General features: G+C 67.9%; 9 protein-coding genes and 1 tRNA gene. 4 read left to right on the plus strand and 6 right to left on the minus strand.

The window, feature by feature from the left end; all coding sequences use genetic code 11:
• Positions 1 to 38 precede the first annotated feature (38 nt).
• The 5 genes from ectB to ACWDKQ_RS06135 form a co-directional block, all read right to left on the minus strand.
• Positions 39 to 1,286 (minus strand): diaminobutyrate--2-oxoglutarate transaminase, encoded by a 1,248-nt coding sequence (gene ectB / locus ACWDKQ_RS06115; RefSeq protein ID WP_450137651.1) that lies wholly within the window; start codon positions 1,284 to 1,286, stop codon positions 39 to 41.
• Between the two features lie 88 nt (positions 1,287 to 1,374).
• On the minus strand, positions 1,375 to 1,875 hold the full coding sequence (gene ectA, locus ACWDKQ_RS06120; RefSeq protein ID WP_450137652.1) for a diaminobutyrate acetyltransferase: 501 nt from the start codon (positions 1,873 to 1,875) through the stop codon (positions 1,375 to 1,377).
• A 442-nt stretch (positions 1,876 to 2,317) separates the two neighbouring features.
• A complete protein-coding gene (locus ACWDKQ_RS06125) occupies positions 2,318 to 2,707 on the minus strand; it encodes a hypothetical protein (RefSeq protein WP_450137653.1) in 390 nt (129 codons plus the stop codon).
• Between the two features lie 585 nt (positions 2,708 to 3,292).
• Positions 3,293 to 3,598 (minus strand): DUF3099 domain-containing protein, encoded by a 306-nt coding sequence (locus ACWDKQ_RS06130; RefSeq protein ID WP_450137654.1) that lies wholly within the window; start codon positions 3,596 to 3,598, stop codon positions 3,293 to 3,295.
• A gap of 61 nt (positions 3,599 to 3,659) precedes the next feature.
• Positions 3,660 to 4,502, minus strand: coding sequence for a DUF2127 domain-containing protein (locus tag ACWDKQ_RS06135; protein WP_450137655.1), 843 nt, complete (start codon positions 4,500 to 4,502; stop codon positions 3,660 to 3,662).
• On the opposite strand from ACWDKQ_RS06135, the gene ACWDKQ_RS06140 reads away from it, so the two are divergent.
• Positions 4,401 to 5,492 carry a chitinase gene (locus tag ACWDKQ_RS06140; protein ID WP_450137656.1) on the plus strand — a complete coding sequence of 364 codons (1,092 nt, stop codon included), beginning with the start codon at positions 4,401 to 4,403 and terminating at the stop codon, positions 5,490 to 5,492. The genes ACWDKQ_RS06135 and ACWDKQ_RS06140 overlap by 102 nt on opposite strands.
• Positions 5,493 to 5,596: 104 nt before the next feature.
• On the opposite strand, the gene ACWDKQ_RS06145 is transcribed toward ACWDKQ_RS06140, so the two are convergent.
• Positions 5,597 to 5,669, minus strand: a tRNA-Thr gene (locus ACWDKQ_RS06145).
• Positions 5,670 to 5,890: 221 nt separating this feature from the next.
• Here ACWDKQ_RS06145 and ACWDKQ_RS06150 point away from each other — a divergent pair.
• The 3 genes from ACWDKQ_RS06150 (at position 5,891) to otsB (ending at position 11,598) form a co-directional block, all read left to right on the plus strand.
• Positions 5,891 to 7,330, plus strand: a complete 1,440-nt coding sequence (locus ACWDKQ_RS06150) for a threonine/serine ThrE exporter family protein (RefSeq protein ID WP_450137657.1) — start codon at positions 5,891 to 5,893, stop codon at positions 7,328 to 7,330.
• 142 nt (positions 7,331 to 7,472) lie between these two features.
• Positions 7,473 to 8,912 carry an alpha,alpha-trehalose-phosphate synthase (UDP-forming) gene (locus ACWDKQ_RS06155; RefSeq protein WP_450137658.1) on the plus strand — a complete coding sequence of 480 codons (1,440 nt, stop codon included), beginning with the start codon at positions 7,473 to 7,475 and terminating at the stop codon, positions 8,910 to 8,912.
• Positions 8,913 to 9,048: 136 nt separating this feature from the next.
• Positions 9,049 to 11,598, plus strand: a complete 2,550-nt coding sequence (otsB, locus tag ACWDKQ_RS06160; RefSeq protein ID WP_450137659.1) for a trehalose-phosphatase — start codon at positions 9,049 to 9,051, stop codon at positions 11,596 to 11,598.
• The last annotated feature ends 201 nt before the right edge of the window (positions 11,599 to 11,799 follow it).

An 11,799-nucleotide genomic window follows, 5' to 3' on the forward strand; every position in this document is an offset into this window, starting at 1 on the left:
GAGGTGAACGGTCCGATCGCTGCGATTCGGTTGCCGAGTCAGGCCAGGACAGCCTGCACCGATTCTCGGACGATCTGAAGCCCCTGCTCCAGTTCGTCATCCGACACGGTCAACGGCGGCATGAGCTTCAGGACCTCGCTGCTGGGTCCTGAGGTCTCCAGTAGCAGCTTGCGGTCGAACGCAGCCTTGGAGACCTTGCCCGCGACGTTGGTGTCCTCGAAGCCGAGCCCGCGCGCCAGGCCGCGGCCCTTGGCCACCGCGGAGCCGTGTTTGGCGGCGAGCTCTTCGAGCACCTCGCCGACCCGCTCGCCCTTGGCGATGGTGGATTTCTCCAGCGCGTCGTCGGCCCAGTACTGCTTCAGCGCCGCCGTGGCGGTGATGAACGCCGGGTTGTTGCCGCGGAAGGTGCCGTTGTGCTCGCCCGGTTCCCAGACGTCGTGTTCCGGCTTGATCAGCGTCAGCGCCATCGGCAGCCCGTAGCCCCCGATGGACTTGGACAGGCAGACGATGTCGGGCTGGATGCCCGCTTCCTCGAAGCTGAAGAACGGGCCCGTGCGACCGCAGCCCATCTGCACGTCGTCGACGATCATCAGCATGCCGTGCTTCTGGCACAGGTCGTAGAGCCCGCGCAGCCACTCCGGCCGCGACGAGTTGATGCCGCCCTCACCCTGCAGCGTCTCGACGATCACTGCGGCGGGCTCGTTGAGGCCGCTGCCGCTGTCCTCCAGCATCTTCTCGAAGTAGAGGAAGTCGGGGACCTGGCCGTCGAAGTAGTCGTCGTAGGGCATCGGGGTGGCGTGCACCAGCGGGATGCCGGCGCCGCCGCGCTTCATCGAGTTGCCGGTGACCGACAGCGAGCCCAGCGTCATGCCGTGGAAGGCGTTGGTGAAGCTGATGATCGATTCCCGCCCGGTGATCTTGCGGACGAGCTTCAGCGCCGACTCCACCGAGTTGGTGCCCGTCGGGCCGGGGAACTGGACCTTGTAGTTGTACCCGCGCGGCTTGAGTACGTTGTCCCGGAAAGCTTCCAGGAACGCTCGTTTGGCCACAGTGGACTGGTCGAGGCCGTGGGTCACCCCGTCGCGCTCGATGTACTCGATCAGTTTTCGTTTCAACAACGGGTTGTTGTGCCCGTAGTTGAGCGCGCCGGCACCGGCGAAGAAGTCCAGGTAGGCGGTGCCGTCTTCGTCGTAGAGGTAGCTGCCGCCGGCGCGGTCGAAGACCGTCGGCCAGGTTCGGCTGTAGCTGCGGACTTCCGATTCCAGGGTTGCGAAGATGTCGTTCACGATCCTCCGTTCGGCCGGGCAGCGCGCGCTTCGCGCGCCCCGGCACCTCAAGAACAAGATTTCGTGCCGGTACTGACGGCGGCAGCGGTCAGGATCCGGCCGCGGCGGCCAGGACGGGCTCGAACGGCCCGATGCGGTACAGGTCCTCCCCCAGGTGCGCATCCGGGAACAGGTCGGCGGTGAACAGCTCGCTGCGCTCCAGGTTCGCCGCGCGCTTGCGCGCCAGCGCGGTGAACAGCTTGATCGACGCGGCGTTGTCCGCAGTGATCGTCGTTTCCAGGTAGCGAACCCCACGCGGCAGTACACGATCCACCAGGTGGCCCAGGAGCCGACCTGCCACGCCACCACCGCGCTGGGATGCATCGACGGCGATCTGCCAGACGACGAGCGTGTTGGGGGCGTCGGGCCGGACGTACCCGGTCACGAATCCCACGACCGCACCGTCGATGCGTGCCACCGCGGAGGTTTGCGCGAAGTCCCGGCACCACAACAAATATGCGTAGGACGAGTTCACATCCAGCACTGCCGAATCGCGGGTGATTCGGTAGAGCTCAGGGCCGTCCGAGACGACCGGAGTGTCGATCTCCAACCCTCCGGCTGAACCACTTTCGCAATTCCCGTTGTTGATGTTATGGCTCGGTTTATCGCCGGTCATGCTTTGCCAACTTAACAGAACATCCGTAACGCGCCAGGCTGTCGGCGCGATAACTATCGATCTACCAGGCGAGATGCAATCTTACACGTGAGAAGCACTACAGAAACGTTGCAATTCGCCCGAAGTTGATGCTAGGGAGACCCTTGGTGATTACGAACTCGATCATTTGTCAGCGCCCTGACCTGTGGAAACGAAGTTCCCAAAAGGCTCCGAAGTGCACCGTACCCCTTTTTTGAAAATTCAAACTCCGATAATCAGGTGAAACATGGGACGAGGCGGCCTCCCAAGGCTGGCACACGCCCGGGCAGACCGCCTCACGTGAGCTGTTACACACCCGCCAGAGACCGGATCCAGGCGCGGTATTCGGTGGCGTTGGTTAGACGGTGGTGGCCTGCCGGTCGCTGGTCGAGGCCACGCCCACCTGCGTGTCCCCGGTGAACATAGGGCCGTCGGAGCCGCCGCCGGCCGGGATGCCGTCGTCGATGTTGAAGCTCACGTGGCCGCCGCCCGCGACGCAGTGCCGCGCGGTGACACACATTCTCAGGTGATCCTCGTGGGGTGCAGTTCTCCTGGTCGTCGACGTAGCGCCGCGCCGCCCAGGGGTGCTGCCCGCCTCCCGGTCATAGACGATCTTGGTCGAGACCTCCGGCGGGGTCTTCGCCTGCGCCGGCGCAGGCGAAGGCTCCACCGCGAGTGCGGCTCCGGCGAGGTCGGCTACGTTTCGGGCGGGCGACGCGCTGAGCTCCTTCGGTTCGCGAGGACGCAACTGTTTGAACCGAAAGACTCTTCGCTCGGTCGAGCGAAGTCGTCCATTGCTTGGGCCCAACTCACCAATTGCTGGCGAAATGATCGAATTTGTCAACCCCTCCGCGTGGGCGAAGTCGAACGATCGTGGTGAATTCCCGTATTTCGCGCATCCCGAAATACGGTGGAGATCAACTCGCGTCGATAGGGGCGGATCGGTTTTCGGCATCGGCGGCCCGGGCGGCGTGTTGGTTGCGGGCCGAAGTGGACCGCGGACGGCACGGCCCCGCATGATCGCATCCGTGCGGGTCCTGGCCAGGGACGTGACGGTTGGCGACGTCCGGGTGACCTGCGAAGGTGACGAGACCACCACCCCATCCCGATGATTCCGGCAAAGCCGACGATATCGACATAACTGGCGACTTCGGCGGAGACCACGCCGCCGGCCTGGCCGACAACGACGAAGCCGACACCTACGACGGAGACGACGGCTATAACCAAGCCGGCCGCCTCGAACAAACCGACTGGTCTGACACGTCCGCCCCGTGCTTGCCGGGACGCTGCTGGTGGTGGTGCGACAGCGGCGCGCCGGACGGGGTCCGCGGCGTCAAATATCGATCTGGTCGTGGTGGCGGTCCTCGATGGCGTGGCCGCCGCCTCGCATCCGGCGCTGACCGCGCCGGGACGTGCGGTCGTTGGCCAGGACGACCGCGACCCACGGCAGGGCGCCGGTGACGGCCACGATGCCGAGCGCGAGCCACCAGATGTGCGCCAGCAGTCCGGCGGCGGTGAAGCCAACCAGGTGCACCACCATCACAACGGCGTAGACCCGCTTGCGGTGTCGCTGTTCCTCGTCGAAGGACGGCGCTGCATCGGTGATCAGCACCGGTTCGTCGTGCTTCCGTCGCCGCATGACCACCTCCGGAGTAGGCCACAACCCGGCACCTCCAGCGTGGCGCAACCCCCGGCTCGGGTCACTGGGACCGGCGGCGCAATTCGAGGTATTCCCGGAGCACGAGGATGATGATCACCACATCCAGCGCCGCGAAGAACGGCAGCGCGATCGACCTCGTCTGCACCGCGCGCAGCACCTCGAAGATCACGAACAGGCCCAGTGCGGTCAGCGCCACCGGGTACAGCGGCATGATCTTGAGCAGCAGGCCGATCACCAGACCGATCTTGATCACGCCGTGGGCGATCAGGTAGGCGATCACGAACGTGCTGCCGCCGCTGGCGAAGTGCTGTGCAGCTTCCTCGAAGTGCCCGGCCAGCGATCCGGCCGGCGGGCCCAGCAGGTCCCGCGTGACGGCGGCGTGCGCGAACCGGGTGACGATGTCAGGGGGCAAGAAGATCAGCAGCACCCCGCCGATCAGCTGCACCGCGCCGTCAAGTCCCTTGAGCAGCACGGCGACGCGGAACAGTTTGTCCGTCATCGTGGTTTCGGCGGCCATGAAGCCATGATGCGCGCTGAATCCCGGGCCAGCGATCTTGCGCGTCGCCGGCCACATGCGGCTCACGTCCCTGGCCGCCCGCTCCTGCCGGCCGACAATCGAGAAGAGCTCAGGGAACGAGCGGAAAATTGGTAAATACCACTTTTCTTCAAAATCTTGTTTCCGGTCGCGGAATTTGTCATAAAAGTTACTGGTGGACGACGGGTGAGTCTCATCGGATCCGGACCAATTCCGAAATTGGTCCTGTCGCGGAGGGAACCGGGAATGGTTGGTCGGAAAAAACGCCTGCTGAGAACCGGATTGGTGGCGTCGTTCCTCGCCGCTGTGTCGTTCTCCCAGGTCGCCGCGGCGTACGAGGCGCCACACGAGGCGAACGCCTCAAGCCCTGCCCCGGCGTCGGAAACCTGTCCGGTGAAATCGAAACCGGCGGGCAAGGTGCTCCACGGGTACTGGGAAAATTGGGACGGCGCGGTAAATGGGGTGCATCCGCCGTTCGGCTGGACCCCGATCACGGATCCTGCCATTCGCGAGCACGGCTACAACGTGATCAATGCGGCTTTCCCGGTAATCCGCCCGGACGGCACCGTCCTGTGGGAGGACGGGATGGACAGCACGGTGAAGGTGGCCACGCCGGCCGAGATGTGCCAGGCCAAGGCGGACGGGCTCACGATCCTGATGTCCATCGGCGGCGCTACGGCGGGGATCGACCTGTCCTCCAGCGCCGTCGCCGACCGGTTCGTCGAGACCGTGGTACCGATCCTGCAGAAGTACAACTTCGACGGCATCGACATCGACATCGAGACCGGCCTCAGCGGCAGCGGCAACATCAACGAACTCTCGCAGTCGCAGGCAAACCTGATCCGCATCATCGACGGCGTGCTCGCCAAGATGCCCCCGGAGTTCGGGTTGACGATGGCACCGGAAACCGCGTACGTCACCGGCGGTAGCGGGACCTACGGATCGATCTGGGGTGCATACCTTCCGATCGTGAAGAAGTACACGGACAACGGCCGGCTCTGGTGGCTGAACATGCAGTACTACAACGGCAGCATGTACGGCTGTTCGGGTGATTCGTACCAGGCCGGCACGGTGCAGGGATTCACGGTGCAGACGGATTGCCTGGACAAGGGGTTGGTCGTCCAGGGCACCACGATCAGGGTCCCCCACGACAAGCAGGTTCCCGGGCTGCCGGCCCAGCCGGGCGCGGGCGGCGGTCACATGTCGCCCGATCTGGTCGCCCAAGCCTGGAATCACTACAACGGCAGCCTGAAGGGCCTGATGACCTGGTCGATCAACTGGGACGGCGCCAAGTCCTGGACCTTCGGCGACAACGTGAAGGCGCTCCAGGGTCGCTGACGGCCCGAACCGAACCGCCCCGCTCGGCCGCTGCCGGGCGGGGCGGTGTGCTGAATTCGACAGATCGGATGGCTTCGTCAAAAGCGCTGGCCAGGTACCGTCGGAGCCGCTGAGGGGACTCGAACCCCTGACCGTCCGCTTACAAGGCGGGCGCTCTACCAACTGAGCTACAGCGGCACGCACTTCCGTCGTGCGGGGACATCGTAAGCGGCGATCCGCCTGGGATGGAAAGCGGCCGTGTCGACCGTGCCGGACGATGGCCGCCGACCGGCTGGAAATCGGTGATGGACGCCACAGATCGCGGGTGCAACGGTCGGCTCATGACAGGCGATGCCCGAGGGGAAGATCAGGCACGGCGAACCGCCCGCAAGGCGGTCCGGCAGGAAGGAAGACCAGCAGTGGGAATCACGCAGCGCGCCCGCGGTGTGCTGCGGCGGCGCGACCCGGAGCTCACCATCCCGCCGGGGTCTCGCAACGTCGTCTACGGGCCGGCACTGCCCAACGAATCCACCGTCCACCTCGTCCTAGACCTCGGGCTTCGCATCGGCGAGGTGCAGATGGCCAGCGGGGCCGGCGCCTCGGACGTGACCGCGACGATCGTCGCCGTGGTCACCGCCTACGGTCTGCCGCACACCGAGGTCGACGTGATCTACACGTCGATCACGGTGTCGACCTACCGGGGCACCGACCTGCCGCCGATCACCTCGCTGAGGGTGGTCCGCAACCGCTCCCTCGACTACACGCGCCTCACGGACGTCGAAGCGCTGCTGCGGCGGATCACCGCCAACGAGCTGACCGCCGCCGAGGCCTACGCAGAGTTGGACCGGATCACCACGGCGCCCCACCCGTTCCCGCGCTGGGTCGCAACGCTGTCCTGGGCGGGCATGGCCGCGTCGCTGGCCGTGCTGCTCGGTGGCGGCTCCACCCCGTTGCTGCCGCTGGTCGCCGCCGGTGCCACCGCGATGGTCGACCGCGTCGGGCGGCTGCTGAACAAACGCTCGTTGCCGTTCTTCTTCCAACAAGCCGTCGGTGGGGCGCTTGCCACCGCCGTCGCGCTGGGCTGCTACGCCACCGGCCTGCTCGACAACGCGGCGCTGGCGATCCCGGCCAGCATCATCGTGTTGCTGTCCGGGATGACCGTGGTCGGCTCGATGCAGGACGCCATCACCGGCTACAACGTGACCGCGGCCGGCCGGATAGCCGAGCTGGCCCTGATGTCGGCCGGGTTGATCGCCGGGGTGGTGCTGTCGCTGTACATCGGCGTGCGGATCGGTGGGGACAGCGTCGGCAGCCTCGACGCGCAAGCCCTGGGGCGCGCCGAAGTGCTGGCACCGGCCTTGCACCTGCCGGTGCAGATGCTCGCCGGTGCTTCCACGTCGGCCTGCTTCGCGCTCGCCAGCTACGCGCCGCCGCGGCCGCTGCTCACGGCCGGGATCGGCGGTGCCGTGGCCGCCGCGGTGCACGCCCTGCTGACGCTGGCCGACGTGCACTCCGTGCTGGCCGGGGCGGTGGCGACCACCGTGGTCGGTTTCATCGGCGGGATCATCGCGCGGCGATTGCGGATTCCCGCGCTGGTGATCGCCGTTTCCGGCGTCGCGCCGCTGCTGCCAGGGTTGGCGACCTACCGCGGGCTGTACGAGCTGTCCGTGCTGGGCAGCCCGGCCGGCGTCGCCACGCTGATGCTCGCCGTCGCCACGGGGCTCGCGCTCGGAGCCGGGGTGGTGCTCGGCGAATACCTCGCACAGCCGGTTCGTACCAGGCTCGGTAGGTTGGAACGCCGTTTCTCCGGGCCGCGGATGTCCGGTCCGCTGCGTCCCGCGAAACGGCGGCTGGACTGATCGGCCGTGAGTCTTTTGCGTCGCCGCAGCAGCCCAAAAGACTCACACTCCGCACGTCTCGTTTGCCCCACACGCAGCACGCAGCAACTGGCTGGATTGGCTAGCCTCGCGACAGGTAGCCGACACGGCGGGAGGATTACCGGTGAGCAAGGGCCGCACGCCCGATCGAGCGGATTTCGCCGTGGTCGCGAACCGGCTGCCGGTGGATCTGGAACGCCTCGACGACGGCACGGAGCGCTGGAAGCACAGCCCCGGCGGGCTGGTCACCGCGCTGGAGCCGTTCCTGCGCGCCCAGCGCGGCGCGTGGGTCGGCTGGCCCGGGGTCGCCGACATCGAGGTCGAACCGTTCGCCGACGACGACCTGCAGCTGCACCCGGTGCCGCTGTCGGCGGCCGAATTCGCCGAGTACTACGAGGGATTCTCCAACGCCACGCTGTGGCCGCTGTACCACGACGTGGTCGTGCCACCGGTGTACAACCGCGCCTGGTGGAACGCCTACCGGCGGGTGAACCGGCGCTTCGCCGAGGCCGCCGCTGAGGTCAGCGCCGAGGGCGCGACGGTCTGGGTGCAGGATTACCAGCTGCAGCTCGTCCCGGCGATGCTCCGCGAACTCCGGCCCGACCTGCGGATCGGTTTCTTCCTGCACATCCCGTTCCCGCCGGTCGAGCTGTTCATGCAGCTGCCGTGGCGCACCGAGATCGTGCGCGGGCTGCTCGGCGCCGACCTGGTCGGCTTCCACCGGCCCGGCGGTGCGCAGAACTTCCTATGGCTGGCCCGCCGGTTGGCTGGCTTCGAACCCAGCCGCGGCCAGGTCGGGGTCCGGTCCCGCCCCGGTGTGGTGCAGGTCGGCGACCGCACCGTGCGGGTCGGCGCGTTCCCGATCTCCATCGCCGCCACCGGACTCGACCGGCTGGCACGCACCAAGGAGATCCAGCAGCGCGTCAAGACGCTGCGCGCCGAGCTCGGCAACCCGAAGAAGATCATGCTCGGCGTCGACCGCCTCGACTACACCAAGGGCATCGACGTGCGGCTGCACGCGATGCACGAGCTGCTCGCCGAGGGCCACGTCAAGGCCGAGGACGTGACGATGATCCAGATCGCCACGCCCAGCCGGGAACGCGTCGAGCACTACAAGCAGATGCGCGAGGACATCGAGCGCGAGGTCGGGCGGATCAACGGCGAGTTCGGCCGCGTCGGCCACCCCGCGGTGCACTACCTGCACACCTCGGTGGACCGCAAGGACCTGGTGGCCTTCTACTGCGCCGCCGACGTCATGGTGGTGACGCCGGTGCGGGACGGCATGAACCTGGTGTGCAAGGAATACGTGGCCTGCCGGTACGACCTGGGCGGTGCACTGGTGTTGAGCGAGTTCGCCGGTGCTGCGGCGGAGCTCACGAGCGCGTTCCTGGTGAATCCGCATAACCTGGATGGCGTGAAGGACGCGTTGCTCGCGGCCCTCGACATCGACGAGGCGGAGGGACGCCGTAGGATGCGCGCACTGCGTAGGCAGGTGCTCACACACGATGTCGACCGCTGGGCCCGGTCGTTCCTCGAAGCACTGGGCACACCGCTCGCGGAGTAGCTGCGGGTAACCGGTCCGCAACACGGACAGCACCGCGTCAGCGATACTTGTCGAACCCGGTCGACGTCGATGGTCACCATCCACGGCTCGCACCGGACCGATTCACACCAGACTTGACCACGCCCCCCTGAGGAGTATGGCGTTGACCGCCGAAGCCCTGCCTGCCGAGCTGCGCCGCGTGATCGTGCAGCTCGCGCGGACGCCTCGACTTCTGGTCGCCTGCGACTACGACGGAACCCTCGCCCCCATCGTGGCGGACCCGACCCAGGCCAAACCGCTGCCCGAATCAGTGCACGCCCTGCGGTCGCTGGCCGCGCTGCCGGCGACCACCACGGCGGTGATCTCCGGCCGCGCGCTGCGCGACCTGGCCATCCTGTCCCGCCTGCCCGCCGAGGTGTACCTGGTCGGCAGCCACGGTTCCGAGTTCGACGTCGGGTTCGTTCATGAGCTAGAACCCGAGGCCACCCAGCTGCGCACCGAACTGCAGATCGCGCTGCAGGACATCGTGCGCGGTAAGCCCGGCGTCACGCTGGAGAACAAGCCCGCCAGCGTCGCCGTGCACGTCCGGCGCGCCGAGCCCGCCCTGGCCGAGGAGGTGCTGGAGACCGTCCGAAACGGCCCGGCGTCCTGGGACGGCGTGCAGGTCACCGACGGCAAGGCGGTCGTCGAGCTCGCCGTGGTGCAAACCGACAAGGGCAACGCGCTGGACGCGCTGCGCCACCAGGTCGGCGCCACCGCGGCGGTCTTCCTCGGCGACGACGTCACCGACGAGAAGGCCTTCGCCCGGCTGCACGGCCCCGATCTGGGCATCAAGGTCGGTGACGGGGACACGCTGGCGTCGTACCGGATCGGCAGCACCACCGACGTCGCCACCGTGCTGGCGTTCCTGATGGAGGAGCGGCGCACCTGGCTCTACGGCGAGCAGGCCCCGCCGATCGAGCGGCTGACCATGCTGTCCAACGAGCGCACCGTCGGCCTGCTCACCCCGGACGCGCGACTAACCTGGATGTGCCACCCCGGCCCGGACTCGGCGGCGGTGTTCGCCGACCTGCTGGGCGGCCCCGGCGCGGGCCACTTCACGATCCGCCCGCAGGGCGGCAACGGTGCCCAGCGCAGCCCGCTGCCGCTGGGTCAGCGGTACGTGCCGAACACCATGATCGTGGAAACCCGCTGGTCGCGGCTGTTGGTCACGGACTACCTCGCGCACGGAACCGACAGTCACCGCACCGACCTGGTCCGGGTGATCAGCGGCAGCACCCGCGCGGCCGTGGAGTTCGCGCCGCGGCCAGAGTTCGGGCAGGTGCCGGTGCGGCTGACCGCCGAGGCGGGCGGGCTGCGAGTGCTCGGCACCTCGGAGCCGATGGTCCTTTACTCGCCCGGCGTGCAGTGGGAGATCACCTCCGATGGCATGCACGAGTCCGCGCACGCGGTCGTCGACCCGACCGAGGACAGCCCGCTCGTGCTGGAGCTGCGCTGCGGCACCGACGACCTGTCGTCGGCGCGCACCGAGGTGAACCGCCGGCTGGAGGCCGACCGGTACTGGTCGGAATGGATGAAGACCCTGTCGCTGCCCGAGGTGGAGCGCGACCTGGTCGCCCGCTCCGCGCTGACGCTGCGCGGGCTGTGCAACTCCGACACCGGCGGGATCATGGCCGCCGCCACCACCTCGCTGCCGGAGGAGATCGGCGGCGTCCGCAACTGGGACTACCGGTACTGCTGGCTGCGCGACGGCGCGATGACCGCGCAGGCGCTGGTCACGCTCGGCTCCACGGCCGAGGCCGAGGCGTTCCTGAACTGGCTGCACCGGGTGCTGGAGACGCTGCCCGGTCCGGAGCGGCTGCACCCGCTGTACACGCTGCAGGGCACCGGGCTCGGGCCGGAGGCTGTGATCGACAGCCTGCCTGGCTACGCCGGTTCGCGGCCGGTCCGCGTCGGCAACCTCGCCGACCAACAGGTGCAGCTCGACGTGTTCGGCCCCGTGGTGGAGCTGATCGCGCACCTCGCGCAGGCCACCAGCCGGGTCCGGGACGTGGACTGGGAGCTGGTCACGGCGATGGCCGAGGCCGTCTCGCACCGCTGGGCCGAACCCGACCACGGCATCTGGGAAGAGCGCGACGTGCCCCGCCACCACGTGTACTCCAAGGTCATGTGCTGGGTGACGCTGGACCGGGCGCTGAAGCTGGCCACCGCGTACGGCCGCGAGGCCGACCCGTCGTGGGAGCCGCTGCGCGACCAGATCGCCCAGGACGTGATCAAGAACGGCTGGCACCCGGACGTGCAGGCGTTCACCACCGCCTACGAGGGATCGGACTTGGACGCGGCGTCCCTGCACGTCGGCTTGTCCGGGCTGATCGATCCGTCCGACGAGCGGTTCCAGGCGACGGTCACGGCGATCGAGGCGGAGCTGCGCAGCGGGTCCACTGTGTACCGCTACCGTCGCGACGACGGGCTGCCCGGCGACGAGGGCGGCTTCCACCTGTGCGCCGCATGGCTGATCGAGGCGTACCTGCTGATCGGTCGGCGCACCGAGGCGGAGGAGCTCTTCCAGCAGATCGTCGACACGGCGGGCCCGACGGGGCTGCTGTCCGAGGAGTACGACCCGATCGCGGAGCGCTCCCTCGGCAACCACCCGCAGGCCTACTCCCACCTCGGCCTGATCCGCTGCGCCCAGCTGCTGTCGGCGTAGGGCGGTCGAGAGCAGCGAACGGCCTGTTCGCCACCCCCTACGGCACGAGCGGTCCGTTCGCCCCAGCCCACAAAGGTGAGGTGAACGGACCGTTCGTGCCGGCGGGTTCTAGCGATCCCCGCAACACCCTGGATTTCAGGGAGTTGCGGGGATCGTGGTTTCTGGAGAGTTGAGGGCGTGGTCGACGGGCTGTTCGCGTTG

This window comes from Saccharopolyspora sp. NPDC000995, assembly GCF_053599315.1.